This is a genomic window from Chamaesiphon sp. (assembly GCF_041738855.1).
Taxonomy (GTDB): domain Bacteria; phylum Cyanobacteriota; class Cyanobacteriia; order Cyanobacteriales; family Chamaesiphonaceae; genus Chamaesiphon.
In genome coordinates this window covers 47941-74071 of sequence record NZ_JBGSPA010000204.1, presented here as the reverse complement: position 1 = coordinate 74071, position 26131 = coordinate 47941, and the positions used below count along the sequence as shown (strand labels likewise).

The following is a 26131-nucleotide window of genomic DNA, read 5'->3' as shown; positions in this document are numbered from 1 at the left end:
GTATGATTGGGATATTAATTTAGATCTAAATTAATGTCCTAATCGAGGTAAATAAGCAAGATGACATTTCCAAGTAAAAATTATAACCTAGCAATTGCTACAATTGTCAGTATTTCAACGATCGCGATCGCCGCTGTAGCTCAAGCTGACCCCAATCCTTATATTCAAGAAAATTTGAATACTGGTATAAAAACATCGGCACCACCCGAAGACCCAAATAACCAAATCGATACTCACAAGCAAAATATTCAGAAAAAGATTAAAGTAGTTCAACCCAATCAGGTGACTCAACCAGGGGCAAATCAATCATTTGTCAAAGAAGGTGGCCCGATTTTTGTCAAAGATGGCAGCAAATTACCTGGAATTGATAAAGTAACTCAACCTGGAAGTGTAGTGAAACCTGGAAAAGTAATGCAGCCAGGGGCAAATCAATCATTTGTCAAAGAAAGTGGTCCGATCTTTGTCAAAGATGGCAGCAAATTACCTGGAATTGATAAGGTAACTCAACCAGGTGCCGCCAAATCCCACTCCAAATCGTTCCCTTCCGCAGTAGAGATCGAGCAGGAAATTAGATCGACAGAAACTAAATAGCTACACCCGATCGGATTAAGTATTGTTGTGACAGGGTAGAAACTTGTCACAACAGTCCTACTTTTTTCCAGAGCGTCGATCCTTCTCCCCTGCCTAATATTACCGAGTGTGAATTAGCTATGAAATATCAATCTACGCAGTTTGTCATCAAAACCTCCAAGCAATGTAATCTGCGCTGTCAGTATTGCTATGAATTTAGCGAACTGCACAAATCTGATGTCATGACGATGGTGCAGATCGAATCGATGTACCGACATATCGAAAGTTACTATCGATCGCTCGAAATTCCGGTAGCGATTCACTTTATCTGGCATGGTGGCGAACCTTTATTAATTTCACCACAATTTTATTGGGAAGCATTAGATTTACAAGCAAAAATATTTGCCAGTAATCATTATCAAATCACCAATGGAGTCCAAACTAATCTAACTGTATTAGATGATGAGCGGTTACTATTATTGGCAGAAGGATTCGATCGCGTGGGAGTATCTGTAGATATTTTTGGCGATCTACGAGTATATGAAAATGGTCGTGATTCGCAAGCGCGTGTCTTAGCAAACATGGATCGATTGCGTGAGGCAGAAATTCCATTTGGGTGCATTACTGTCCTCAGCAAGAAAAATATCAATAATGTCGAGCAGATTTATCAATTCTATCGAAAACTCGGTCTATCAGCTAGATTGCTCCCCCTACACCAAACTAGCAACCAGGGTCAAAATAGTGGCATTGAAATCGATCCTCATAGCGTTCTCAAAGCATTTCAAACTATCTTCGATCTGTGGTTAGCAGATGAAGAGTTTGTCTGGATCGTTCCCGTCATTGAGATGGTTACGGAGGTGCTAAACTTTTACGATCCAAATGTTGCTTGCGATTTTTATGATAAGCGCGAATGGGAAGGGATCAATTTAGTAAATATTACTGGAGACTTGTACGGCTATGCTGATGCTTATGAGATCGATCTTAGCTATGGCAATATATTTACCACTCCCCTCGGTGAATTATTTGAAGGCAAAAAACACCAGCAGTCAATTTTAGCAGCCGAACAGAGATTAGAACAAACTTGTGTTAATTGTAAGTTTTTTGGTGCTTGTTGTGGTTATCCGATCGCCGAAAATGGATATGAGTATAATGAATTAGATCCCGATGGGGCGATTCGTTGTATCGTTCACAAAGGGATGCTGCAATATATCGAATATCGCTTAATTGAAGAAGGGATTATTAATGGTGGGATTGTCGATCTCCAACGCTTGAGAGTAACCCAAGTCGATCGAGAGGTGCAACATGTTTAGCACATCTGTCATAAAAGCGGGATTAAGATCGGGGTTAAAGATTTATGGTGGAGATCCACCGATGGCAATCGATCGATTGAGGATTAATGATGGTGCGATCGAAGTAAATCCCGATTTATATCCTCAGTACTCTCATCCAGCTTTTATCCCCAAATTGCCGTGGCGACCCCTGACAGATGCCGAAACCGAAATAATGACCGCACATATCGATCCTGATAATGTCAGTCAAACAATCGGGATTGTCAAATTTCCCGAATCGGTAATCGATCGACTCCAAAACCTCATAAAATGGGGAGCAACTGAGTATGGAAACTCAGTAACATCTAGCCAAATTATCGCTCATGCTGAATATGATTCAGCCCGCGCCCAAATTGAGGAATATATCTTTCAATCCTATGCGATCGATCGTGACTTTGATTGTCTGGGCTTAATTCGGTGCGATCTAGATCTACCCACAACTACTATCAATGGGATCGAGTTTCTGCCTGAAAAGTTATTTGCAGGATTGCATTTAGATAGTTGGGATTATCGCCCATTTAGGCTGCGCCATCTTGCTAGGAATCGAATTTGTATTAATTTAGGTCGCGAAGTTCGCTATTTCCTCCTCATCAATCGTACCCTCCAGCAAATTTTTGAAGACCTTAATTTAGTCGATCCTGATGACATTTATCGAGACTATCGAGGTGTGCGGCTATCACTCAAGTTTTTACGAGCTTTAGCCGACTATCCAGTCATCAGATTAGCAGTCCATCCTGGCGAAGCTTATATCGCTCCTACCGAAAATTTTATTCATGATGCTACGAGTATCGGCAAAACCGAGCCGGATTGGAGTATCACCTTTTTAGGTAGATTTTCAATCCCAAATTAGCACACAAATTCGATTCTTATAAATCCCAAGAGTTGACTATCTCTATTAGACATGGCACATTGATATAAACTTTACTGTCAACTGTCGATCGATCGAGTTGGTAGATTTTGAAGCTGGGTAGCAAACCATAAAGCTGCGTTACCATTCTCATTATCCATCCGATCGAGTGTTTGTTCCAGCAACTCGATCGGCAATCCGGCTAATACCACCGATTCGCTACATTGTTCGTACTTTCCATCAACCAATCGAAACGCTAAGACTTGTCTACCTTTGACATCGATTACCCAATATTCAGGAATACCTAAAGCCAGATATAACTGCTTCTTTTCATCTAAATCGATCGCTAAAGTTGTATCTGCAATCTCCGCAACCAAATCGGGTAGCCGCCACTTATCCAAATCCACTCGACGTGGTTCTCCTGGTTGCCATCTTGGCGAATTGCCACCAACATACAGCACTTTATCCGGTGCAGCACTCTGAGTCTGGGGTTTTTCCATCACACAACCACCAAGCAAATCGAATTTCACATCAGTTTGCCTAGAAAACCAGACAAATAAGATTAAAGTAAACAGTTCGTTAAAGCGCGAGTGGTTGATGCCTTCGTTGCCCATATCGATCCAAATTGTGTCAAAGTTAAAAAAAACGCGCTCTTGCTCGCCGAGGTTTTCAACACGTTCTCGATATTCTGTCCAACTGGCACTACGCCACGAACTGATTCTAGCTGAAGGATCGATGATAACGGAAGTATTCATAGGGGATGACCTCTGATGATGCGATTGGCTACTGGATCGCCAACTTCTTCAGAGAAGTTGGCGATCTGCGCTACTGTGTTTATACAACCTGGGGAATTGTATTTCTATTGCGGACTTCCAGCCAAATCAATAAAGCATTGATATCGGCAGGATTGACACCACCGATGCGGGTAGCTTGTCCGATAGTAGCGGGTTGCACTTGAGCTAGTTTTTCTCGTGATTCTTTGGAGAGGGTTTCGATCGCATGATAGTCGATCTGACTGGGTAATTTCCGATTGGAGTGTTTACTCACTTGGTCGATTTGATGTTGTTGGCGACTCAAATATCCCGCATACTTGATTTCGATTTCCGCACCTTCTTGTTCGGCAAGATTGAGCTGCTCATTACCTAGTTCAAATTCAATTAACTGCGGGTAATGCAATCCAGGACGACGCAATAGTTCGGCAAGTGTAATTGAACCCTTGATAATTTCTCCAGTTGCCGCCGTAATCGCTTTCCCAGTCGGTTCGAGTTCCTTGACTCTAGTTTTTTCCAGACGTTCTTTCTCAGCGACGATCTGCGCTTGTTTGCTGGTAAATAACTCCCACCGCCTGTTGTCAATCAGTCCGATTTCTCGCCCTAGTGGCGTCAATCTTTGGTCGGCATTATCCGATCGCAATAATAGCCGATATTCCGATCGACTAGTCAACATTCGATACGGTTCCCGCAAATCTTTGGTACAAAGATCGTCGATGAGAGTCCCCAAATAACTTTGTTCGCGCGGAAAGACAATCATCTCCTGATGGTTGACAAATCGCGCCGCATTTACCCCCGCCACAAATCCCTGTCCCGCTGCTTCCTCATAGCCAGTCGTACCATTTACCTGTCCCGCACAAAATAACCCCTCAATCTTTTTGGTCATCATCGTGGGATAACATTGAGTCGCTGGGAGATAGTCATACTCCACCGCATAAGCCGGACGCAACATCACGCACTCTTCCATCCCTGGGAGAGTCCGCAACATCTCCACTTGGAGACTTTCGGGTAATCCAGTCGAAAATCCTTGAATGTATAACTCAGGAATATCGCGTCCTTCTGGCTCGATAAAAATCTGGTGACTTTCCTTATCAGCAAAGCGGACTATTTTATCTTCAATACTCGGACAATATCTTGGTCCCTTGGCATCCACCCAGCCGCCATAGACAGGGGACAGATGGAGATTTTCCCGAATCAGGCGATGAGTTTCAGGCGTCGTGCGCGTCAGATGACAAGGGATCTGTTCCTGCTCTACCCACACATCGGGATCGAAACTAAACCAGCGTACTCGGGTATCACCTGGTTGTGGTTCCATTTTAGTGTAGTCTACCGATCGCTTATCTACTCGCGCAGGCGTACCAGTTTTCAGCCGTCCAGTTTCAAAACCCAATCGGTGCAAAGTTTCCGTCAATCCAGTCGCGGCGAATTCTCCCGCGCGTCCAGCGGACATTGATTTATTCCCAACCCAAATCGTCCCCCCCAGGAACGTCCCCGTAGTCAGAATTACTGCTTGACATTCAAACGCCACGCCAAAATAAGTCTCAACGCCAATTACCTTGTTATTTGCATCCAGAACCAAATCCGTCACCATCCCTTCCCGAATGGTGAGATTGTCCTGATTTTCAACGATATTTTTCATCACCGCTGCATATTCGCGCTTGTCCGTCTGCGCGCGCAATGCCCACACAGCAGGGCCTCTGGTGTCATTCAAGACCCGTTTCTGTAAATAAGTGCGATCGGCCATTTTGCCAATCTCACCGCCGAGCGCGTCGATTTCGTGGGTGAGCTGGGACTTGGCGGGGCCGCCGACGGCGGGATTGCAGGGTTGCCAGCCGATTTTATCTAAATTGAGGGTGAGTAGGAGAGTACGACAGCCTAGTCGAGCGGTAGCTAATGCAGCTTCACAGCCTGCATGTCCAGCACCAACAACGATGATATCAAAGCGATCTTGAAATTTAACGTCGGGATTCATAATGGATGGGGGAGGAGCCTAAAATGGTAACTTTTCCGCCCTGAGATTGAGGTGCGATCGGGTCTATCTCTATTATATTCTGCTAATCGATCGACAGAGCGGCTCTTGGTGCTCATCTGGCTGTCTTGTCTTCAATTATCGACCAAAGCACCTTGTTCTCGCAAGATTAGGCGATCGCCCTTATAGACGAGCAATACATTATTTCTGGTGACTGAGTAGCGATATGGCTCATTCCGAAACTCATAACCTAGAAAAGTATAACTACCACTGTTATTAACTGTTTTGCCAGTGAGTGTAATCGATTTACCTGTCTTCAACGATCTGCCAATATAAGTCACTCGATCGCAACTGACATTACCTTCTTCACAGTGTCTGATGATTTTAACTTTAAAACTTTTGGTGAGTAATGTTTCAGCACCTACGCCAGTAGCGCAGGCGATCGAGCCAGCTATTGATAATAAAACACTGCTGACAATCCGAGCTGATTTGAACATCTGAGTCATCTGCTTATAGTTGAATTAGATATAAATAGATACAAGTCTATGCGATCGATTCCAGAAAAGTTGGGTAAATTCGATCGCGATCGATAGTTTACTACTATTATTCACCCCATTGGCTCAACCATTGATTGAGACTAACTGTTAATTCTCGACGTTTTCTAGTTTGAGGAGCGATCGTGATATGTTTAGTGACGGCGGTAGCTATTACTAATGATTCAGGTGACAATAATTGATATTTTATCTCAAATCTACAACTATCTATCGATCGAGGAGTGAGGTGAATGATGACGCGATCGCCACAATATAACGGCTTGAAAAAGTCCGCCGATACATGGGTAATTGGCACTGCAAATTCTTGATTATTTACCAATAATTTCAGATTGATATTTGCCGCAATTAGTGAAGCTTCATAAGCAACATGACAGATCGAAATAATGTTTGCAAAATAGACAACACCCGCCGCATCTGTATCCCGAAGCTGAATTGTATATTCGTAACTAAAAGACATATTTCCTAAGACCATCCATCATTTTCACCACCTATACCAATAATAACGGCTGACACAGACTCAAGGCATGAGCCAATTTTTCAATTTTTACAGGCTTAGTGATGTAGTCGTGCATCCCAGCATCGAGACATTCTTGTTTATCACCCTCTAGCGCGTTGGCAGTCATCGCGATGATTGTCGGACAACGATGTTCGGGGAATTCAGTTAAGATCCTGCGGGTGGCTGCGATGCCATCCATTTTGGGCATGTGGAGATCCATTAAGACCACATCATAAGCCTGACGATGCAATAATTCGAGAGCTTCGACACCATCAATCGCAATATCAGCTTGATAACCGATCCGCTTCAACATCTGGATCGCTACTTTTTGATTGACAAGATTGTCTTCAGCAAGGAGGATGCGTAATGGAAATGCAGCTTGACGGATCTGGCGATCGAATGGTCTCGATTTTGCCAAAGTGAAAGAGCGCTCGGCATTTTCACCCAAGATATGAGCGAGCACATCTTGGAGCTGAAATTGTTTGATTGGTTTATTTAAAGTAGCCACAAAATCGACTTGAGCTGCGGCAATTTCCGTCCGACTGATACTGAGCGAACTGAGCATTACCAGTGGTAGCTTGTGATATTCAGGGAACTCGCGAATTTTTTGAGCGAGTGTCAAGCCATCCATTTCGGGCATATACATATCCAAAATTGCGAGATCGAAATGTCCGCGCAAATTGAGTAATTTGAGGGCTTCGGCTCCAGATGCAGTCGGATGAGCGAGCATCCCCCACGACTGAGCTTGCAATGCCAAAATTTTGCGATGGGTAGAATTATCTTCGACAATTAATAATCGCTTGCCCTGTAATTGGGCTGGTTGAGACTGCTCCTGTTGACAAGATTGGGGTGAAGCTGGAGCCGCCTTGGCAACGATCGTAAAAAAGAAATTCGACCCACCTTCGCCATTACTCTCGACCCACATTCTCCCATTCATCAATTCAGTCAGTCGTCTACTGACGATCAGACCCAAACCCGTCCCGCCATAGTTACGGGTAGTCGAGGAATCAACTTGACTAAAAGCTTTAAACAAGCGATCGATCTTGTCTTGCGGAATACCAATCCCCGTATCCTTAACGACAAATCGGACTTCATAGGTAGGTTCTTCAGGAGTAAGTACCGGATCTCGATCGATGATAGTAATTTTGCGGGCAGTGACGCCCACGATCACTTCACCAGAGTTGGTAAACTTCAAACCATTATCAACTAAATTGACTAAGATCTGGCGGACGCGGGTAGCATCACCATACAACCAACTGGGCGTATTCTTGTAAATGAGATAGGCAAGTTCTAAGTTTTTATCCGCAGCTTTGGGGGCGAGGAGATCGAGAGTTTCTTCGATACAATCACGGATATTAAACGGCTGGCAATCGAGTTCCAATTTGCCCGATTCAATTTTAGAAAAGTCTAAAATATCATTGATGATCGTCAGCAAGGCATCGCCACTGAGCCGAATCGTACTGACAAACTCATGCTGTTGCGGTGTCAGTTCGGTGTCCAAGAGCAATCCCGTCATCCCGATCACCCCATTCATCGGTGTGCGGATTTCATGGCTCATCGCTGCCAAAAAAGCACTTTTTGCTCTATTAGCCGACTCAGCGGCTTGTTTTGACTGTTCGAGCAGACCATTTTGGTACTGGAGTTCCGCAGATTTTTGGCGCAAAGCGAGGTTTGAGGCTTCGAGTTGGCGATGGAGGTGCGAGCGATCCAAGACGTGCTTGACGCGTTGGCGCAACACTGCCCAGTGAATGGGTTTGGTGATATAGTCCGCAGCTCCCACCGCATAGGCACGATCGAGTGATGCGCTATCATCCAATCCAGTGATCATCAGTACTGGAGTCAGATCGCCACCAGGTAACTGTTGCAGGTGTTGGCAACATTCAAATCCATCCATCTCTGGCATCACACCATCCATCAGCACCAAATCTGGCTGGATCTCTTGATAAATAACGATCGCCTCTTCCCCATTCCGAGCAATTCTCACCTGATAGCCATCTTCTTGAACCTTCTCAAGCAAGAGCTGTCTGACGAGATCGTCATCATCGACAATGAGGATCAGCGGTGGATCGTGAGGTGTTTTGCCAATGGTCATCAGGATTTATAAACTGTTGAGTTGTGAATCGATCGGGGAGCGACTGTTGATTGATACCCTCGATCGTATTAATCCCCAAAATCACCCAATAACTGACACATACTGCTAATTATCGTCCAGTTGGCGATCGCGCCAAACTGCCCACATCACCAAATATTGACGAACTTAATTTACCCGATCGGCGGCAACTGACAACGGTTGTGTGGTACCATCCAAAGTTATTAGTTGTGGCTGATTATACAGTTACCGCTAAATTCCCGATCTGGGTTACTCACCATCATCAATGGCGCGATCTGAGTGCAAAGCATCAGCTTTGCCAAGATTACCACCTTGAGTCCGATCCTTTGCTCCCTTGACTGTAACTTCATGCAATTGCGAGATTCCCTCCGCCGAACTAAGATCGTTGCTACCATCGGCCCAGCGACTAGTAGCCCTGAAGTCATGAAACAATTGATCCAAGCGGGTGCAACTACGCTCAGACTCAATTTTTCCCACGGTACCCACGACGATCATTTGGCAAATATTCGCCTGATTAGGCAAATATCATTTGAACTCAATCAACCTGTCGGCATTCTCCAAGATTTACAGGGGCCAAAGATCCGCTTGGGTAAATTTGCCGATGGCGCGATCGTGTTGAAAAATGGCGATCCGTTCACGCTGACGAGTAAAATCATCCCCGGGACGCAGACAATCAGTTCGGTGACTTACGATACGCTCGCCGAAGAAGTCCCCGTCGGTTCGACGATCCTGCTCGATGATGGGAAGGTCGAAATGATCGTCACCGGAGTCGATCGAGGTACGAGTGAGTTGCACTGTGAAGTAGTAGTGGGGGGCACGCTATCCAATAATAAAGGCGTGAACTTCCCTGGTGTCTATCTATCGATCAAAGCTCTCACCGACAAAGACCGTCAGGATCTGATGTTTGGGCTAGATCAGGGTGTAGACTGGGTAGCATTGAGCTTTGTCCGCAATCCTGCCGATATCCTCGAAATCAAAGAACTGATCGCCAATGCGGGCAAAGAAGTACCCGTGATCGCCAAGATCGAGAAGCACGAAGCGATCGAGCAAATGGAAGCGATCCTGTCCCTGTGCGATGGCGTCATGGTAGCCAGAGGCGATCTCGGCGTCGAACTCCCTGCCGAACAAGTCCCCCGCATCCAGAAACAACTGATCGCTACCGCCAATCGGCTGGGGATTCCAATCATTACCGCGACCCAAATGTTGGATAGTATGGTCACCAACCCGCGTGGCACCCGTGCCGAGATCTCGGACGTTGCCAATGCGATCCTCGATGGTACCGACGCGGTGATGCTCTCCAACGAAACCGCCGTCGGTAATTATCCGATCGAAGCCGTCCAAACAATGGCAAGAATCGCCCTCGAAACCGAGAAAGAAAAACTCTCCAAACGCTGGGAAGACAACAAGCGATCGATCCCCAACGCCATCAGCGAAGCCGTAGGCAATATCGCCGAGCAACTCGGAGCCGCCGCAATCATCCCCTTCACCAAAACCGGAGCCACCGCCCGCAGCGTCTCCAAATTTCGCCCCTCCAAGCCGATTCTCGCCGTCACACCTCATGTAGATGTCGCCCGTAGACTCCAGCTCGTTTGGGGCGTTCAACCCATGCTCCTGCTCGATCTTGCCAACGTCAATGACAACTTCCAAGCGGCGATTAATATGGCACGTACCAGCAATCTCCTCCATGAAGGCGATTTGGTCGTGATCACCTCCGGTACCCAAGGCGTCGCTGGTTCGACGGATCTAGTCAAAGTCGAAGTCGTCACCGCCATTTTGGGCAAAGGGATCGGCATCGGACATGGATTAGTCACCGGAGTCGCTCACATCGCTCGTTCGCCTCAAGATGTCGCCCACTTCAACAAAGGTGATATTTTGGTCACCAAAACGACTAGTGCTGAGTATCTCGATGCGATCCGCAAAGCGAGTGCGATCGTTGTCGAAGATGAAGGCGTAACTTGTCATGCAGCGGTGTTAGGCTTGCGGTTGGATATTCCGGTGATTGTGGGCGTCAAGGATGCCACCAAGGGCATTCGCGGCGGTACTGCGATCACCCTCGATATCGAGCGGGGTTTGATTTATTCTGGAGCTATCAATTTTAATTAAGGTGAATGGTGAACGGTGGGTGGTGAATGGTGGAGGTAGCAAAATGGCTATCGATTATCGGGATTGGTGATGCGGGACTGGGCGAACTGAGTACATTCGCGCGCGGATTTATCGATCGCGCCTCGCTCATCGTCGGTGGTAAACGTCATTTAGCCATGCTCGATGACTCGCTCCCAACTCGGATCGCGTGGACATCACCGATCGCATCCACGATCGATACCATCCTCGCCCATCGCGGTACTCCAGTCTGTATCCTCGCTAGCGGCGATCCGCTCTGTTATGGGATCGGGGTGACAATGTTGGCGCATGTGCCGATTTCCGAAGTAACTATTATCCCCGCTCCATCTACATTTAGCCTGATGTGTGCGCGCCTGGGTTGGTCCTTGACAGCAGTAGAAACCGTCAGCTTATGTGGGCGCGATCCCGATTTTGTGACAGCCCTCCTGACTCCCCATACCAAAATCCTCATCCTGAGCGCGGGTGCGGATACCCCCCAAATCGTGGCAGAGTTGGTGACTCGGCGCGGTTATGGCGATAGTCGGCTGACAGTATTGGAGCATCTGGGTGGAGAATGGGAACGGATCTATTCAGATATCGCCCGATCGTGGTCTCGCACTGACGTGGCGGCTCTAAACGCGATCGCGATCGAATGCCAACTTGATGCAAATACCACCCCCTTAAATCGCCTCCCAGGGCTGCCTGACAGCGCGTATCACCACGACGGACAGCTTACTAAGCGCGAAGTGCGGGCGATAACTCTCGCTGCACTCGCACCCCTACCAGGGGAACTATTGTGGGATGTGGGTGCTGGCTGTGGTTCGATCGGGATTGAGTGGTTGCGGAGTCATCCCTGCTGCCGAGCGATCGCGATCGAGCAACACACCCAGCGGTTACAATTTATCGCTGACAATATGTCCGCTCTCGGTACGCCGCACCTCCAACTCGTGTGCGGAACAGCACCCGCAGCTTTGGCAGATTTACCCACACCTGATGCGATTTTCATCGGTGGTGGGGTGACGGTGCCAGGCTTGGTGGATGCCTGCTGGACGGCACTGCGATCGGGTGGGAGACTGGTTGCCAATGCGGTGACGATCGAGAGTGAATTGCAGTTGTTGCAATGGCATCAACAAGTCGGTGGTGAGTTAACCCGTATCGCGATTCAACGAACGCAGAGTATCGGTGGCTTTCTCGGCTGGAAACCTTTGAATCCGATTACGCAGTTGGTAGTAGTTAAATTAATTGATAATTGATAATTGATAATTGCAGATGAAACCACGCGAATATTTCCAGGCGCATACAGTATTTTGGACAATTGCCAGCCAGCCAAAATCGATCGTCATAGTCGCTCCCCTATTTTAGTCCTCGATTGGATGACTAAGTTCTGTGACGTTGGCACAGCCGATCGGAACGATACTCGCGATCGGTTCCAGCAGATTTAATGTTCATGGTAACACTGCGATCGATCGAGTCACCACCTCAGACGCTCGGATCTGACACTTGCAGTCTCTTACATTGTTGCGGCTCTGAGGCGAAAAATACCTCATCCGCTCGATAGATTCAAATCTGCTACTTACAACTGTTTCCCACCAATGTTTTTAGCCTGAGTGTAAGTTGTGAATCGGTGCTCATGTGACCCCGTTTACGCCTCATGGTAGGGTTTTGCGCACTTGCTGAGAATATCTGCCAAATCCGCACCCATCTGAGGCAAAATGTCAAAAGACAACCTGTCAAACTTGCAAAGTTTTGTAGTAAAATATTTAAGTAGGGTAAAAACAATTACTCGCGCTCCAAAATCTTTAAATGTCTGCTGGCTAGGTGTTCGATCGAGCTGGTTCAGTTGGCAGACACTTCATAACCGATGTCAGTATCAGGAAAACAAACAATGTTCAAGAAATTGGGTTTAGTATTGTCAATGCTTCTGGTGGTTGTTGCTAGCTGCTTCATGGCAGTCGATCCAGCACAAGCCGAAACTTACACCGTCAAAATGGGTTCTGATAAAGGCATGTTGGTATTTGAGCCAGCAACCATCACAGTCAAACCAGGCGATACAGTCAAATGGGTCAATAACAAGCTAGCCCCTCACAATGCGGTATTTGACAGCAAAGCAGGTCCGATCGCCACTCAGCTATCTCACAAAAAGTTAATGTTCTCGCCAGGTGAGTCCTACGAAACAACTTTCCCCGCTGATGTTGCTGCTGGCGTCTATCCGTTCTACTGCGAACCACATCGTGGTGCTGGTATGGGTGGTAAGGTCATCGTTCAATAGCAAGATCGGTTTTTTTCTAACTGCAAACATCCCCACTAGTTGGGGATTTTTTGCGTTCCTACAGCACCAATACCTGTACTGCTATGCCAGCAGCCAGCATAGTTACATCTACAGGTATGACAGCTAGGGCATTTGTCCCCGCCAGATTGATGAGGTTTGCCGAACTATGGCTACCACCCGCGAGACTAAACTGATATCCCCCATCGCTGAGAGCCAACTTGCCCCAGAGATAAGTTTCCCGCTTGCCATCGGCGGTGAGATCCTCAGTAGTGGTGGCGGCGATCCAGTTTGGTTGCCAGCTCGACGCTGGCAAGCCCGAAATTTTGACAAGTGCCAGTTTGACAAATCGCCAGCAACTGACTAAGGCTGAGACGGGGTTGCCTGGAAGTCCAAAATAGACGATCGCGCGATCGGATCGCTCAAATCTAGCCACCGTCAACGGTTTACCTGGCTTCATCGCCACAGCCCGAATTTGAATATCTCCGCCCAACTCCGCCAAGATCGCCTCTACATAGTCATAATCGCCCACAGAGACGCCACCCGTCGAAAGTACCAAATCCGCAGACGCGATCGCCTCAGACATGGCAGCGGTCAATTTAGCGCGATCGTCGGGGACAATGCCCATGCAGATTGGGACACCGCCAGCCTGAGTCACGAAGGCAGCGAGGGCATATTGATTGGAATCGACAATCTGCCCTGGTTTGAGCAGTTGTTCCAGCGATACCAACTCGTCGCCAGTCGAGAGGATCGCCACGCGGGGACGACGGTACACCTCGACTTGGCTAGATCCCGTCGCCGCCAAAATCGCAATTTCGGGGGCATTTAACACCATCCCCGCCGTGAGGAGTGGATCGCCACTGCGGGCGTATTCACCCTGCTGACGGACGAAGGCGCGGGCGGTGGGGGCGATCTGAATTTTGACAAAATTCTTCTGGACGCGCTGGGTATGCTCCTGCATGACGATCGTATCGGCACCATCCGGTAAGATCGCCCCAGTAAATATCCGTGCGGCTTCGCCAGATTGAATCTCCCGTTGCGGCTGATATCCTGCGGGAATCTCCTCGACGACTTCGAGGGTGATTGGATGCTTGGAAGTACTCGATCGCACATCGGCAAATTTGACAGCATAACCATCCATTGCGGAATTAGCCCAATGCGGAAAGTCGAGCCGACTGACGATCTCCGTTGCCAAAATTCGCCCCGTCGCCAGCGTCAGATCGATCGATTCTGTTTCACGCAACGGTTGGACTAGATCGAGAATCATCTGTTCGGCTTGGGAGACAGGGAGCATGTGAGTGAGGATATTTATTACTATCTACTATAGTGTGAAGTCAGAGCTAACCCTAAATCTTGGTTATCGATCGCAGTTGGGGTCTAAATGTCATTCAGTTCCAACATTTTAGCCTCTAAATCACACCCATCCTATATTTGAGGCTTTTGCACTTCTAACAGAATCCAGATATTCTTGATAACTTATTAATGAATCCCACTCCATTTGAATGAGTGCCTGAATACTGATAGTTCTGATTTTAGCCCAGCCAATACCATCAACAACATTTCGATTCCAGCATTCTGATTCAGACTCATCTAAATTTTCCAAGATATTTAAAATTTCTGACAGGGAAGCTTGAAAATCCAAAGGTGCATAGATTAAGACTTCAGCACTCAATATCGCATTATAAGCAGACGTAAAAGGGAAAAAAAGTTCGCAAAAAACGCAATCTGAAACAGATTCTTTCTGAGCGATTGGGCTTAACGCAAAAACTGTTAGAATCTCACCCATAGCACAAATGGAATCTATCTTCTTAGCTTCATCTTCCAGATCCCAAGCCCATATAACTGAAGTAAAACCACGGCTCATTATTTTGATTATCTAAGAGGGTGTTTGAAAAGTTAAACTTGTTATGCCTAAACCCTAAAGAATCCCCCTGACCCCCTTAAAAAGGGGGAAATAGACTCTTAGTCCCCCTTTTTAAGGGGGATTTAGGGGGATTTAAACCAACTATGATTGTCAAAAATAACTTTTCAAATAGCCTCTAAGCGATCGACAATTTTAGAGACGCGAGCATATTTAGATACATCTGCACGAAGATTGCGGATCGAGATTAAGTGCATAATGTTGATATTGACAATCTAATCACCACCTTTTAAGGCGCGATTAAAATTCTGACGATAGGAGCCATTGACGATGTAGCAAACTGGCCACAGCAGCGCGAGGACAATTTTAGTCGGGAGGGTGCGTTGATAGTTCGTCCGGTTGAAGTTGCGCGAAAACTTCCAGACGCCATATCCATAAGCTCCAACTAAACCAATGACAACGAATTGCATACGTCTTGCCTAAATCTTGATTAATGATGATTGTTACAGAATCGGCAGTGAGATTGTCCTACTATGGCAATCTACATCCTATTTTAGCCTGATTCCTAAACGATCGATGGCGATAAATATATTAACCTATGCGATCGCCCCAGGCACAGGCTGCAAAAATAGCCTCACAATTAAGATGTATTGGGTGATTATCCCCCTCACAAAAAAAATATGCAACTGCGCGCAGTATTGATGGCTGGAGGTTCGGGGACGCGGTTGAGACCTTTGACCTGCGAACTCCCCAAACCGATGGTACCAGCGATCGATCGCCCGATCGCCGAGCATATTATCAATTTGCTCAGACGCCACCAGATTACCGAAATCATCATCACCTTGCACTATCTCCCAGAGGTAATTCAGAACTATTTTGGCGATGGGAGTGATTTTGGGGTCAAGATTCATTACGCGATCGAAGCCGAACGCGCTCTGGGTACCGCCGGATGCGTCAAGAATGTCGAAGAAATCCTCGGTGGGACATTTCTCGTAATCAGTGGTGATAGTCTTACCGATATCGATCTGACAAGTGCGATCGAGTTTCACCGTCGCAAAGGTGCCAAAGCGACAATTATTCTCACCCAGATTCCCTACCCGATCGATTTTGGGGTGGTTATTCTCGATGAAGATAAACGGGTGCGTCGTTTCTTGGAAAAACCCTCAGCAAGTGAAGTATTTTCCGATGCTGTCAATACAGGTATTTATATCCTCGAGCCCGAAGTCCTCGACTATCTCCATCCCGACACCGAAGCCGACTTTTCCCAGGATTTATTTCCGCAACTACTCGCCCACGATGTCCCCATGTACGGCTATGTCGCCGACGGCTACTGGTGCGATATCGGTCAACTCGACACCTATCGCGAAGCCCAATACGACGCCCTACGCGGCAAAGTCAAACTCGACTGGCCCTTTCCTGAAACTAGTCCAGGCATCTGGATCGGGGCAAATACCTATATCGATCCTAGTGCCCAAATCGAGGCCCCAGCCGTCATCGGTGCCAATTGTAAAATCGGGGCACGGGTAAAAATCTCCGCCGAAACGATCGTCGGTGATAATGTGGCGATCGGTCGGGGTGCCAATCTCAAGCGACCGATTATCGGGAATGGCTCGATTATCGGTGAGGATGCCCAGCTGCGGGCTTGCGTCCTGGCGCGCGGGGTGAGAGTCGGTCGAGGCGCACAAGTGCTAGAAGGGGCAGTTTTGGGCGCACTGGCGAATGTCGGCGATGAGGCACAGATCAACCCGAATGTGCGAGTATGGCCGAATAAGGAAATCGAACCTTTAGCCGTGCTAAATATCAATCTGATCTGGGGACAAATCGCCCACCGCAATCTGTTCGCCCAACGGGGCGTTCAAGGGTTGGCAAATATCGATATCACGCCCGAATTTGCCGTCAAACTCGGAGCGGCGTACGGATCTACCCTCAAGCCAGGAGCGCAGGTGACTGTCTCCCGCGATCAGCGCAATGTGTCGCGGATGGTATCGCGATCGCTAATTGCGGGCTTGATGTCAGTAGGAATTAATATCCAAGATCTCGAATCTACCGCCATCCCCGTCGCCCGCAAAATTATCTATGCCCTCCGCCAACGCCACGATGAAGTCACCGTCATCGGCGGGATTCACGTCCGACTGCATCCCGATCGGATGGACTCAATTCTCATCGAATTCTTTGACGATCGCGGTATCAATATCTCTACAATCCAAGAGAAAAAGATCGAATCAGCGTATTTCAAAGAAGATCTCCGCCGCGCACGCATCCAAGAAATCGGCGATGTCAACCGCTTTTCCCAAGGAATGGAGATCTACAAATCCGCCTTCCAAAAACAACTAAATATCGACGTCATCCGTCATGCAGGTACCAAAGTCGTCGTCGATTATGTGTACGCCGTCTCGGGGGCGATCCTCCCCGTACTATTATCCAAATTTGGCTGCGATGCAGTAGTCCTCAACGCCAGCCTCAATCAGATGTCCCTGGGTAGCAACGAGCGGGAAATACTACTCAACCAACTCGGACACGTAGTTGTTGCCCTTAAAGCCTCCTTTGGCGTCCAAGTCTCCGCCCACGGCGAACAACTGATCATCGTCGATGAAGAAGGTGTCCCCATTCGCGGCGATATGCTCACCGCCCTGATGGTGCAAATCGTCCTCACCGCCTATCCTGGTGGCACCGTCGTCGTCCCCGTCCAAGTTTCTAGCGCGATCGAACAAATCGTCCGCCGTCATGGTGGCAAAGTCAAGCGCACCAAAGCTAGCCCCACCGCCCTGATGGAAGCCTGTCAGCAGCTACCCAATGTCGTCCTCGGTGGGAGCGGTGAAATGGGCTTTATTTTCCCCGAATTTCATCCGGGCTTCGACGCGATGTTCTGTATCGCCAAACTGATCGAGATGCTCACCCGTCAAGATCGATCGCTCAGTAGCCTCCGCGCCGAGCTACCACGCGTCTTTTATCGCAGTCACGCTCTCCGCTGCCCCTGGACGGCTAAAGGCGGCTTGATGCGGCACATTCTCGAAAATCATCAGCCCGAGTATCTCGATACCGAAGATGGTGTCAAAATCATTAATTATCAAGACGATCGCTGGGTGTTAATTCTCCCCGATGCTGGCGAACCTTTGGTACATATCTATGTCAATGGTAACGATCGCAATTGGGTAGATGAAACGATGCGCGAATACCGCCAAATCGTCCAAGATTTTATCGAACAATATCGCCAAACTAGCGAATGATGAGCGCGATCCGATATTCCTAATTCTTGGATCGGGGATAAAGTAGACATCGACTTCCCGAACTTCACCACTAATTTTTAGTTAACTCCTGTCAATACTGGAGCTGCGGGGATGGTTTCTTTTACCTGAGGAGTCGCGATCGCAGGTACAACTTGAGTTATCAAGTGGAAGCTCTCTTTATATTTTTGATATAGTGCAAATCCAGGTGCTCGATCCGTGAATTCTTTGGGAAGTCGGTATTCTTTTGCTGCATATTTAGCTCGCACATTTAGGATTGTCTGATAATGAATTTCCCACTGTTGAAGTAGTAATAAAAATTCCTGAAATTTTTGATACGAGCTTTCGTGCCGAGACTTCAATCCGATATACTGCAACATTTTGCTGTAGGTTTCCGGTCTGTTATACTGCTCTGGAATGCCCACGATCGGACCGAGTTTTTCAAACACATCATATTTGACCATTACCAATAGCATTAATGAGTCAATATTTAATAAATCTTCAGATTCGAGTAAAGTAATCGTATTCGAGACACTGCGTAATGTCGAGCAATGCTGGCGTTGACATGATAAATGTATAACTTGCCGGACCGTTATTGCCAGTACCGATTGCTGTCGAATTTGTACCTGATGACTGAAGTGGACTAGCTTTTTGGATTTGTCGATGGGCGTCAGCCGCAGTTGATTCAGTTGGTAGATCTTCAGAATCGCGCTTGGATTGCGATCGAGCTACGTCAGCGATGAGCAATGTTGAAGTAGATAGCCCTAACCCACGGATAAAAAACGGTTTCGATCGATACTTAGACATTTTTTCTAGCTACGGTAACATCTCCTGTAGCTAGGTTGCCCAATAATACTTAGAAAACTACTATTGGCAATGAATTTAATACCTCCGCACATCAATCTACTTATCTGCTGGCTCGATCGGGTGTTGGCGAAGCCGCGCCGAGAGGTAATCACCTCTTTCATCAAGCCATTGCTGTAAGATGACTGCCGCCGCAATCCGATCGATTGTGGCTTTATTCCCAGACACTGAGATCTTCGCCTCGATCATCATTTGCTCGGCAGCATAAGATGTCAAGCGTTCGTCTACATACTCGATTGGCAATTCAATGGCTGCTGCTACCCGCCGCGCAAATTTTTGGACTTGTTTCGCCTGAGAGCCGATCTTACCATCCATGGTGTAAGGCAACCCTAGTACGAGGATCTCGACTTGACGCTCGACAATAATCTCGCTTAATTGAGCCATATCTTCCACAAATGAACTGCGCCAAATCGTGGTAATTCCCGTCGCCATCATCCCCAATCCATCGCAACCAGCTACCCCAATCCGTTTCGTGCCGATATCTAGTCCCAAGGCTGCAATTCTCATGTTTGGGTTACAGGCAATAGCCTTGACTTAATATATCAATCCTAAATGAAAAGCTAGGTTGATGTAGGGTGTGTTGGGCTGCTGCCGTAACGCACCGATACTGGTTCTTAAAAAAAACTCGGTGATTTATTTGGATTTTAGTTGTCTTCGATCTCCAATGTAAATCTCTACGCTATTAGAACGCAAAAAAATAGAGATATCATTGAGGATATCTCTATTTTTAACTCTTATTTAGTAATTTCGATCGATCTCGATCGATCTCCCTACTTTATGCTGCTAGTTCTGAATGCAGGGTATCATCCGCATGTTCGACCAAACTCAAAGCATTCGCCTGCGGTAAAGTGAGTTCGGTAGTAGGAGCTAAGAGATTGAGAAATCGATCTGCAATCTCATCTTGACGCCCCAAGAAAAACTGTTCCCAATTGGTTTGTATTGGTTCGACATGACTGTGAACTTTGCAGGCAGGTGATTTTGCACCATTCCCAGCCAATTCTCGTTTCACAGTAAATTGAAAGACACACAGACTATTGAAGCGCACATCCTTGGCGCGGGCAGGTATGGCATTGGCGATCGCATGACATTTAGTTACTTGGGTAACTAGTTGTTGCCAATGAAAGCTAAAACTCGCCTGATTGGCACCTTTGGCAACATAAGCCAAGCTGATTTCATGTAATGGTTGATTGTCAACGTCTAGTAGCAATACTTCATAGCATTGAGCGGTACCATATTTCTCGCGATCGCTATAAAGTTGCTTACTATATTGTCCGGCAACAACCAATTTCCCCTCGATCCGAGAAGCTTGTCTGTCAAATGCAAATAAAGGCGATCGCGGTACCACCAGCATCCGAGGTGATTGGATGAGTATTCCTCGCTCTTTACCGCCACTATTATATTCATAGACGATCGTTTCGCTCTCATCTATCTCTTTCCAGCCAGCTTTTCCCATCTCTGCTTCGGTGATGAAATAGCCACACTCACTGGCACCATTTTCACCACGTAGGGCTTGGATGCGGGGTAGCCGCGCATTGGGGTTGACATATTCGGGCGCGGCAAATCGATCGCGTTGTGGCGGGCGGGTGACTGGTAGTTCAGGCGTCAATTCAGCTTGTGCCTCTGTCACAATAACTGGCTGGTGGCGATCGGCAGTTGGTAAGTATTCAGCGGTATTGTCTTTAGTCGCTCTGGTTTTGGAGTAAGTCATCGGTATGTGCTGTGAGTGATCTGGAGTTGCTGTGATGTCTGGGCTAGCCTACTTCAAAACCAGCTACCAATTAGTAACCAAAGTGGGTGATGAAGAGGGTTTGAGTCCGATAAACTAGGGCGATCGATTTAGTCTTGGCGTTCGACCGCTGTTAATACAAGCATACCATAATTTTCAATAATAGTACATAGACTCTAAGATAAATTCGAGCGTGCGCTGTATCAGCACCGCATCGAATCCACAAGCATTCAGCTATCCACTCGGCAATTATTTGGAGCCTGCGCTATCATAGTCAATATCTTCAGCAGCGAGAGTTGAGATTTTTTAGCCAATTGCACACATCACATATCTCTAATAAACTAAAAGTGATTGGAACGCATAGTGTTACTTTTAGTTGGCAAGCATTATTACAAGCTAACTCTCAAAGCGTCATCACCAGATGGGGTCATCAGCAGCTTGCTAATTTTTCGATAGTTGTGTTATGCTTATATGTCTGGCATCATGTCAATTTTTCTTAAACGTAAGTTTTCCCAGGGCTAACTGTGGCAAATATTAAGTCTGCAATCAAACGTGTCGATATCGCCGAACGGAATCGGCTTCGCAACAAGTCTCATAAATCTGCCGTACGGACGCTGATGAAGAAGTACTTCACAGCGGTCGAGAAGCATACAGCAACACCTTCGGCTGAAACCTCAGCCGAAGTCCAAAAATGTATGTCTGAAGCCTATCAAAAGATTGATAAAGCCGTCCAAAAAGGTGTGTTGCATCGCAATAATGGTGCCAACAAAAAATCGCGGTTAGCTCAAGCCATCGCTGTTAAATCTGCCTAAACCACTGCTCGATGCTCACGATCTAGCGGCTTTGTCAACGACAACAGTTAATCTGTGCTAAATGCAGCTAATTGATACTCACGTTCACATCAACTTTGATGCCTTCGAGGCAGATCTAGAGGCGGTACGCGATCGATGGCGGGCAAATGGAGTGATCCAACTGGTACACTCTTGCGTTACGCCAGCAGAATTTGCCAAAACACAGGCATTAGCCGACAAGCTACCCGAACTATTCTTCTCTGTTGGCTTACATCCTCTAGATGCAGGCTCATGGCAAGCGGATTTGGATGACCAGATTCGTGAGCTAGCCAGTAGCGATCGGCGGGTAGTCGCCATCGGTGAGATGGGTTTAGACTTTTTTAAAGCTGATAACCACCAACAGCAGATCGATGTCTTTCGATCGCAACTCCAAATTGCCAGATCGTTAGACTTACCAGTCATTATCCACTGTCGTGATGCTGCTAGCATGATGCGCCAAATTTGTCAAGAATTCTGGTCAGAATTTGGACAGATTCGGGGTGTAATGCATTGTTGGTCGGGGACTCCAGCCGAAACACAATGGTTTTTGGATTTGGGGTTTTATATTAGTTTTAGTGGTGTAGTTACTTTTAAAAATGCTACTCAAATTCAAGCTGCGGCACAGCTTGTGCCGATCGATCGGCTGTTAATTGAGACTGATTGTCCATTTTTGGCACCTGTACCCAAACGCGGTAAACGCAACGAACCAGCGTTTGTAAGTTACGTCGCTAGCTACCTAGCTCAATTGCGCGGCGAAAGTCTCGACACACTAGCCGAGCGCACTACTATCAACGCCCGCCACTTATTTAGGTTACCAGTGTTGGCTCCAGTTGGCTAATCATTCAATTATATTTAATATCTGCACTCGTTCGCACGGCATACCGAAGGCGATCCCACTACATCATCTTAACTCAATATACCATCATCCCGAAGATGCTCTCCACCCCACACTCGCAGGTCGATCTTCTTTCAAACACACCAGACATCAGCTCGGTGCCAAAAAGTCACTACTCGCATGGGGAAAGTATGTATATTTATCCGTTCGTTGACACAGCCTTTATAAAGCAAAGTAATCCCGCCGTTGGTGTTCAGGAGCAGCGAACTGACAGCTGACTAAGTGTCAAACTCGAACGCCATGAGACTGAAATAACTGAATAACCGTTTAGAACCTGCCTGGAGAGGAATATCATGACTAGTCAGATTACTACGACAGCATCCACATACATGCTGCCCGATTTAGTAGAGATTCAGCGTTCTAGTTTTCGGTGGTTTTTGGAAGAAGGCTTGATCGAAGAATTAGATAGCTTCTCACCGATTACTGACTACACGGGAAAACTGGAACTGCGGTTCCTCGCGAAAAATTATAAGCTCAAACGTCCCAAGTACGATGTAGACGAAGCCAAGCGACGCGATGCTAGCTATGCGGTACAAATGTATGTGCCAACTCAACTGATCAATAAAGAAGATAAAGGCAAAATCATCGAGCAAGATGTCTTTATTGGTGACTTACCGTTGATGACCGATCGCGGGACGTTTATTATCAACGGTGCCGAACGTGTCATCGTCAATCAGATCGTGCGATCGCCTGGAGTGTATTATAAGTCCGAACTCGACAAAAATGGTCGCCGTACCTACAGTGCCTCGCTCATTCCCAACCGAGGAGCGTGGCTGAAGTTTGAGACGGATAAGAATGATATCGTCTGGGTACGGATCGATAAGACTCGCAAACTGTCAGCGCAGGTATTATTAAAAGCCTTGGGCTTGACTGACAACGAGATTTTCGACTCATTGCGTCACCCTGAGTTTTACCAAAAGACAATCGATAAAGAAGGCAACCTCACTGAGGAAGAAGCCTTGATGGAGCTGTATAAAAAGCTGCGTCCAGGTGAGCCGCCTACTGTCAGTGGTGGTCAGCAACTGCTGGATTCACGCTTCTTTGACCCCAAACGCTACGATCTGGGTAAAGTTGGTCGGTATAAATTAAATCGCAAGCTGAGACTGACTACCCCCGATACCGTCCGCGTCTTGACACCGCAAGATATCTTGTGTGCGATCGATTATCTGATCAATCTCGAATTTGATATCGGTAGCACCGATGACATCGATCACCTCGGCAATCGGCGCGTGCGATCGGTAGGTGAGTTGCTCCAGAACCAAATTCGGGTCGGTCTCAACCGTTTGGAACGGATTATCCGCGAACGGATGACCGTATCTGAGACTAGTAGCTTGACTCCTGCCAGTTTGGTCAATCCCAAGCCATTAGTCGCCGCAGTCAAGGAATTTTTCGGCTCCTCCCAACTGTCGCAGTTTATGGATCAGACCAATCCGCTAGCAGAGTTGACCCACAAACGCCGCCTCTCAGCTCTAGGTCCTGGTGGTTTGACCAGAGAACGCGCGGGTTTTGCCGTCCGCGATATCCACACCTCCCACTACGGGCGAATTTGTCCGATCGAAACACCTGAAGGGCCAAATGCAGGCTTGATCGGTTCATTGGCGACTCACGCGCGAGTCAATCAATATGGATTCATCGAAACACCGTTCTTACCTGTCGAAAATGGTCGGGTGAAGCGGGAGCTAGAAGCCGAATATATGACTGCGGATATGGAAGACGATCTGCGGGTAGCACCTGGAGATATCACCACCGATGAAAATGGTTATATCTTGGGTTCGACGATTCCTGTGCGATATCGGCATGAGTTTACTACGACGACACCCGACCAGGTGGATTATGTGGCAATTTCGCCCGTACAGATTATTTCGGTCGCCACATCATTGATTCCGTTCCTCGAACATGATGACGCCAACCGTGCCCTGATGGGTTCTAATATGCAGCGGCAAGCGGTACCATTACTTCGACCCGAACGTCCATTAGTCGGTACGGGGCTGGAAGTCCAAGCGGCGCGAGATTCAGGGATGGTCGTTGTTGCCAAATTTGATGGTGTTGTCAGCTTCATCGAAGCCGAATCGATCAAAGTCAAGGGCGATAATAATCGGATGCAGACTTATCTGCTTCAAAAATATCACCGTTCCAACCAGGATACTTGCCTCAACCAACGTCCGCTCGTCCAAATTGGCGATCGCGTGGTGGCGGGTCAAGTACTGGCAGATGGTTCGGCAACTGAGGGCGGAGAGCTGGCTCTAGGTCAAAATATCCTCGTGGCTTATATGCCGTGGGAAGGATACAACTATGAGGATGCGATTCTAATTAGCGAACGATTGGTTTCTCAGGATTTCTATACGAGTATCCACATTGAGAAATTTGAAATCGAAGCGCGTCAAACTAAACTTGGTCCCGAGGAGATCACTCGTGAAATTCCCAACGTCAGTGAGGAATCCTTACGGAATCTTGACGAAACCGGAATCATCCGTAAAGGTGCCTGGGTGACATCAGGCGATATCCTCGTCGGCAAAGTCACCCCCAAAGGTGAATCAGATCAGCCCCCAGAAGAAAAACTCCTCCGCGCCATCTTTGGTGAAAAAGCGCGGGATGTCCGCGATAACTCCCTGCGGGTACCTAATGGTGAAAAAGGTCGCGTCGTAGACGTGCGGGTATTTACCCGCGAACAAGGCGACGAGTTGCCACCTGGAGCCAATATGGTCGTCCGGATCTACGTTGCCCAAAAACGGAAGATCCAAGTCGGAGACAAGATGGCGGGACGACACGGGAATAAAGGGATCGTCTCGCGGATTATGCCCGTTGAAGATATGCCCTATCTACCAGATGGTACCGCTGTCGATATCGTTCTCAATCCTCTAGGCGTGCCCTCACGGATGAACGTTGGTCAGGTATTTGAATGTCTGCTCGGTTGGGCGGGACACAACCTCGGCATGCGTTTTAAGGTCACACCTTTTGATGAAATGTATGCCCCCGAAGCGTCGCGAACGACGGTTCATGGCAAGCTCAAAGCAGCGGCTAAAGCCCAGAACAAGCCATGGATCTTCGATAAAAACGAGCCAGGTAAAACTACAGTTTACGATGGTCGGACTGGTGAAGCATTCGATCGACCTGTAACGGTCGGAAAGGCGTATATGCTTAAACTCGTCCACCTCGTCGATGATAAGATCCACGCCCGTTCGACAGGTCCTTACTCCCTCGTCACCCAACAACCCCTCGGTGGTAAAGCCCAGCAAGGTGGTCAACGGTTCGGAGAAATGGAAGTCTGGGCACTCGAAGCCTTCGGTGCAGCGTATACTCTCCAAGAGTTGCTGACCGTCAAATCCGACGACATGCAGGGACGAAATGATGCGCTCAACGCGATCGTTAAAGGTAAATCCATCCCCAGTCCTGGTACCCCCGAATCCTTCAAGGTACTGATGCGCGAATTGCAATCGCTCGGACTAGATATCGCCGTTCACAAAGTCGAACAGACACCCGATGGCGATAGCCGCGACGTCGAAGTCGATCTGATGGCCGATGTCAATACCCGCCGCGCCCCCTCCCGTCCCACGTATGAGTCCTTTGCTCGTGGAGACGATGGCGAAGAAGGGTAGGAAGGTGCTAGGTGAATGGTGAATGGTGGATGGTGAGTAGTGAATAGAATTAGACATGCAAGCACGTCTCGATTCTTATCCCCTAATATTTAAAACTCAATCCACCATCCACTATCCACTATCCA

The 26131-nt window shown here is 47.6% G+C and carries 23 protein-coding genes; 11 read left to right on the top strand and 12 right to left on the bottom strand.

Annotated elements, in window-relative coordinates; genetic code table 11:
- The first annotated feature begins 60 nt into the window (after positions 1-60).
- The 3 genes from ACEW9I_RS22255 to ACEW9I_RS22245 all read left to right on the top strand — a co-directional run bounded on the left by ACEW9I_RS22255 (position 61) and on the right by ACEW9I_RS22245 (position 2748).
- Entirely contained in the window at positions 61-591 is a 531-nt protein-coding gene (locus ACEW9I_RS22255) for a hypothetical protein (RefSeq protein ID WP_373542509.1), read from the top strand.
- Positions 592-710: 119 nt separating this feature from the next.
- Complete coding sequence (locus ACEW9I_RS22250) at positions 711-1880, top strand: radical SAM protein (protein WP_373542508.1); 1170 nt, start codon at positions 711-713, stop codon at positions 1878-1880.
- Entirely contained in the window at positions 1873-2748 is an 876-nt protein-coding gene (locus ACEW9I_RS22245; protein ID WP_373542507.1) for a hypothetical protein, read from the top strand. The genes ACEW9I_RS22250 and ACEW9I_RS22245 overlap by 8 nt, the downstream gene beginning before the upstream one ends.
- A 77-nt stretch (positions 2749-2825) precedes the next feature.
- Here ACEW9I_RS22245 and ACEW9I_RS22240 read toward each other — a convergent pair whose 3' ends face one another.
- The 5 genes from ACEW9I_RS22240 to ACEW9I_RS22220 all read right to left on the bottom strand — a co-directional run bounded on the left by ACEW9I_RS22240 (position 2826) and on the right by ACEW9I_RS22220 (position 8626).
- Positions 2826-3500 (bottom strand): Uma2 family endonuclease, encoded by a 675-nt coding sequence (locus ACEW9I_RS22240; protein ID WP_373542506.1) that lies wholly within the window; start codon positions 3498-3500, stop codon positions 2826-2828.
- 79 nt (positions 3501-3579) lie between these two features.
- Positions 3580-5487: a tRNA uridine-5-carboxymethylaminomethyl(34) synthesis enzyme MnmG gene (gene mnmG / locus ACEW9I_RS22235; protein WP_373542505.1), complete on the bottom strand. Its 1908-nt coding sequence runs from the start codon at positions 5485-5487 to the stop codon at positions 3580-3582.
- A gap of 131 nt (positions 5488-5618) precedes the next feature.
- Positions 5619-5981: a hypothetical protein gene (locus tag ACEW9I_RS22230; protein ID WP_373542504.1), complete on the bottom strand. Its 363-nt coding sequence runs from the start codon at positions 5979-5981 to the stop codon at positions 5619-5621.
- A 106-nt stretch (positions 5982-6087) separates the two neighbouring features.
- A complete protein-coding gene (locus tag ACEW9I_RS22225) occupies positions 6088-6495 on the bottom strand; it encodes an acyl-CoA thioesterase (RefSeq protein ID WP_373542503.1) in 408 nt (135 codons plus the stop codon).
- A 31-nt stretch (positions 6496-6526) separates the two neighbouring features.
- Complete coding sequence (locus tag ACEW9I_RS22220) at positions 6527-8626, bottom strand: response regulator (protein ID WP_373542502.1); 2100 nt, start codon at positions 8624-8626, stop codon at positions 6527-6529.
- Between the two features lie 366 nt (positions 8627-8992).
- Between ACEW9I_RS22220 and pyk the strand changes: the two genes are divergently transcribed.
- The 4 genes from pyk (at position 8993) to petE (ending at position 13013) form a co-directional block, all read left to right on the top strand.
- Positions 8993-10747 carry a pyruvate kinase gene (pyk, locus tag ACEW9I_RS22215; RefSeq protein WP_373542513.1) on the top strand — a complete coding sequence of 585 codons (1755 nt, stop codon included), beginning with the start codon at positions 8993-8995 and terminating at the stop codon, positions 10745-10747.
- 26 nt (positions 10748-10773) lie between these two features.
- Positions 10774-11997 (top strand): precorrin-6y C5,15-methyltransferase (decarboxylating) subunit CbiE, encoded by a 1224-nt coding sequence (gene cbiE, locus ACEW9I_RS22210; RefSeq protein ID WP_373542501.1) that lies wholly within the window; start codon positions 10774-10776, stop codon positions 11995-11997.
- Between the two features lie 3 nt (positions 11998-12000).
- Entirely contained in the window at positions 12001-12186 is a 186-nt protein-coding gene (locus tag ACEW9I_RS22205; RefSeq protein WP_373542500.1) for a hypothetical protein, read from the top strand.
- Between the two features lie 443 nt (positions 12187-12629).
- Positions 12630-13013 carry a plastocyanin gene (petE, locus tag ACEW9I_RS22200; RefSeq protein WP_373542499.1) on the top strand — a complete coding sequence of 128 codons (384 nt, stop codon included), beginning with the start codon at positions 12630-12632 and terminating at the stop codon, positions 13011-13013.
- 58 nt (positions 13014-13071) lie between these two features.
- On the opposite strand, the gene glp is transcribed toward petE, so the two are convergent.
- The 3 genes from glp to ACEW9I_RS22185 form a co-directional block, all read right to left on the bottom strand.
- On the bottom strand, positions 13072-14304 hold the full coding sequence (gene glp, locus ACEW9I_RS22195; protein WP_373542498.1) for a gephyrin-like molybdotransferase Glp: 1233 nt from the start codon (positions 14302-14304) through the stop codon (positions 13072-13074).
- A gap of 120 nt (positions 14305-14424) precedes the next feature.
- Positions 14425-14874 carry a hypothetical protein gene (locus tag ACEW9I_RS22190; RefSeq protein ID WP_373542497.1) on the bottom strand — a complete coding sequence of 150 codons (450 nt, stop codon included), beginning with the start codon at positions 14872-14874 and terminating at the stop codon, positions 14425-14427.
- A 272-nt stretch (positions 14875-15146) separates the two neighbouring features.
- Positions 15147-15341, bottom strand: a complete 195-nt coding sequence (locus tag ACEW9I_RS22185; protein ID WP_373542496.1) for a hypothetical protein — start codon at positions 15339-15341, stop codon at positions 15147-15149.
- Positions 15342-15557: 216 nt separating this feature from the next.
- Here ACEW9I_RS22185 and ACEW9I_RS22180 point away from each other — a divergent pair, with 216 nt between their 5' ends.
- Positions 15558-18098, top strand: a complete 2541-nt coding sequence (locus tag ACEW9I_RS22180) for a sugar phosphate nucleotidyltransferase (protein WP_373542512.1) — start codon at positions 15558-15560, stop codon at positions 18096-18098.
- A gap of 77 nt (positions 18099-18175) precedes the next feature.
- Here the strand turns inward: ACEW9I_RS22180 and ACEW9I_RS22175 are convergent, their stop codons facing one another.
- The 4 genes from ACEW9I_RS22175 to ACEW9I_RS22160 all read right to left on the bottom strand — a co-directional run bounded on the left by ACEW9I_RS22175 (position 18176) and on the right by ACEW9I_RS22160 (position 20667).
- Entirely contained in the window at positions 18176-18571 is a 396-nt protein-coding gene (locus ACEW9I_RS22175; protein WP_373542495.1) for a hypothetical protein, read from the bottom strand.
- 25 nt (positions 18572-18596) lie between these two features.
- A complete protein-coding gene (locus ACEW9I_RS22170) occupies positions 18597-18902 on the bottom strand; it encodes a hypothetical protein (RefSeq protein ID WP_373542494.1) in 306 nt (101 codons plus the stop codon).
- A 96-nt stretch (positions 18903-18998) separates the two neighbouring features.
- Positions 18999-19466, bottom strand: coding sequence for a Holliday junction resolvase RuvX (gene ruvX, locus ACEW9I_RS22165; protein WP_373542493.1), 468 nt, complete (start codon positions 19464-19466; stop codon positions 18999-19001).
- Between the two features lie 268 nt (positions 19467-19734).
- Entirely contained in the window at positions 19735-20667 is a 933-nt protein-coding gene (locus tag ACEW9I_RS22160; RefSeq protein ID WP_373542492.1) for a DUF5895 domain-containing protein, read from the bottom strand.
- Positions 20668-21209: 542 nt separating this feature from the next.
- Here ACEW9I_RS22160 and rpsT point away from each other — a divergent pair.
- The 3 genes from rpsT to rpoB all read left to right on the top strand — a co-directional run bounded on the left by rpsT (position 21210) and on the right by rpoB (position 26006).
- Positions 21210-21497 carry a 30S ribosomal protein S20 gene (gene rpsT, locus ACEW9I_RS22155; RefSeq protein WP_373542491.1) on the top strand — a complete coding sequence of 96 codons (288 nt, stop codon included), beginning with the start codon at positions 21210-21212 and terminating at the stop codon, positions 21495-21497.
- A gap of 61 nt (positions 21498-21558) precedes the next feature.
- Positions 21559-22353: a TatD family hydrolase gene (locus ACEW9I_RS22150; protein WP_373542490.1), complete on the top strand. Its 795-nt coding sequence runs from the start codon at positions 21559-21561 to the stop codon at positions 22351-22353.
- Positions 22354-22703: 350 nt separating this feature from the next.
- Positions 22704-26006 carry a DNA-directed RNA polymerase subunit beta gene (rpoB, locus tag ACEW9I_RS22145; protein ID WP_373542489.1) on the top strand — a complete coding sequence of 1101 codons (3303 nt, stop codon included), beginning with the start codon at positions 22704-22706 and terminating at the stop codon, positions 26004-26006.
- Positions 26007-26131: the final 125 nt, after the last annotated feature.

Bases quoted from the DNA above. Each gene is read 5' to 3' on its own strand.
- ACEW9I_RS22255 (WP_373542509.1), top strand. From the start codon at position 61: ATGACATTTCCAAGTAAAAATTATAACCTAGCAATTGCTACAATTGTC.
- ACEW9I_RS22250 (WP_373542508.1), top strand. From the start codon at position 711: ATGAAATATCAATCTACGCAGTTTGTCATCAAAACCTCCAAGCAATGT.
- ACEW9I_RS22245 (WP_373542507.1), top strand. From the start codon at position 1,873: ATGTTTAGCACATCTGTCATAAAAGCGGGATTAAGATCGGGGTTAAAG.
- ACEW9I_RS22240 (WP_373542506.1), bottom strand. From the start codon at position 3,500: ATGAATACTTCCGTTATCATCGATCCTTCAGCTAGAATCAGTTCGTGG.
- mnmG (WP_373542505.1), bottom strand. From the start codon at position 5,487: ATGAATCCCGACGTTAAATTTCAAGATCGCTTTGATATCATCGTTGTT.
- ACEW9I_RS22230 (WP_373542504.1), bottom strand. From the start codon at position 5,981: ATGTTCAAATCAGCTCGGATTGTCAGCAGTGTTTTATTATCAATAGCT.
- ACEW9I_RS22225 (WP_373542503.1), bottom strand. From the start codon at position 6,495: ATGTCTTTTAGTTACGAATATACAATTCAGCTTCGGGATACAGATGCG.
- ACEW9I_RS22220 (WP_373542502.1), bottom strand. From the start codon at position 8,626: ATGACCATTGGCAAAACACCTCACGATCCACCGCTGATCCTCATTGTC.
- pyk (WP_373542513.1), top strand. From the start codon at position 8,993: ATGCAATTGCGAGATTCCCTCCGCCGAACTAAGATCGTTGCTACCATC.
- cbiE (WP_373542501.1), top strand. From the start codon at position 10,774: ATGGTGGAGGTAGCAAAATGGCTATCGATTATCGGGATTGGTGATGCG.
- petE (WP_373542499.1), top strand. From the start codon at position 12,630: ATGTTCAAGAAATTGGGTTTAGTATTGTCAATGCTTCTGGTGGTTGTT.
- glp (WP_373542498.1), bottom strand. From the start codon at position 14,304: ATGCTCCCTGTCTCCCAAGCCGAACAGATGATTCTCGATCTAGTCCAA.
- ACEW9I_RS22190 (WP_373542497.1), bottom strand. From the start codon at position 14,874: ATGAGCCGTGGTTTTACTTCAGTTATATGGGCTTGGGATCTGGAAGAT.
- ACEW9I_RS22185 (WP_373542496.1), bottom strand. From the start codon at position 15,341: ATGCAATTCGTTGTCATTGGTTTAGTTGGAGCTTATGGATATGGCGTC.
- ACEW9I_RS22175 (WP_373542495.1), bottom strand. From the start codon at position 18,571: ATGCTATTGGTAATGGTCAAATATGATGTGTTTGAAAAACTCGGTCCG.
- ACEW9I_RS22170 (WP_373542494.1), bottom strand. From the start codon at position 18,902: ATGTCTAAGTATCGATCGAAACCGTTTTTTATCCGTGGGTTAGGGCTA.
- ruvX (WP_373542493.1), bottom strand. From the start codon at position 19,466: ATGAGAATTGCAGCCTTGGGACTAGATATCGGCACGAAACGGATTGGG.
- ACEW9I_RS22160 (WP_373542492.1), bottom strand. From the start codon at position 20,667: ATGACTTACTCCAAAACCAGAGCGACTAAAGACAATACCGCTGAATAC.
- ACEW9I_RS22150 (WP_373542490.1), top strand. From the start codon at position 21,559: ATGCAGCTAATTGATACTCACGTTCACATCAACTTTGATGCCTTCGAG.
- rpoB (WP_373542489.1), top strand. From the start codon at position 22,704: ATGACTAGTCAGATTACTACGACAGCATCCACATACATGCTGCCCGAT.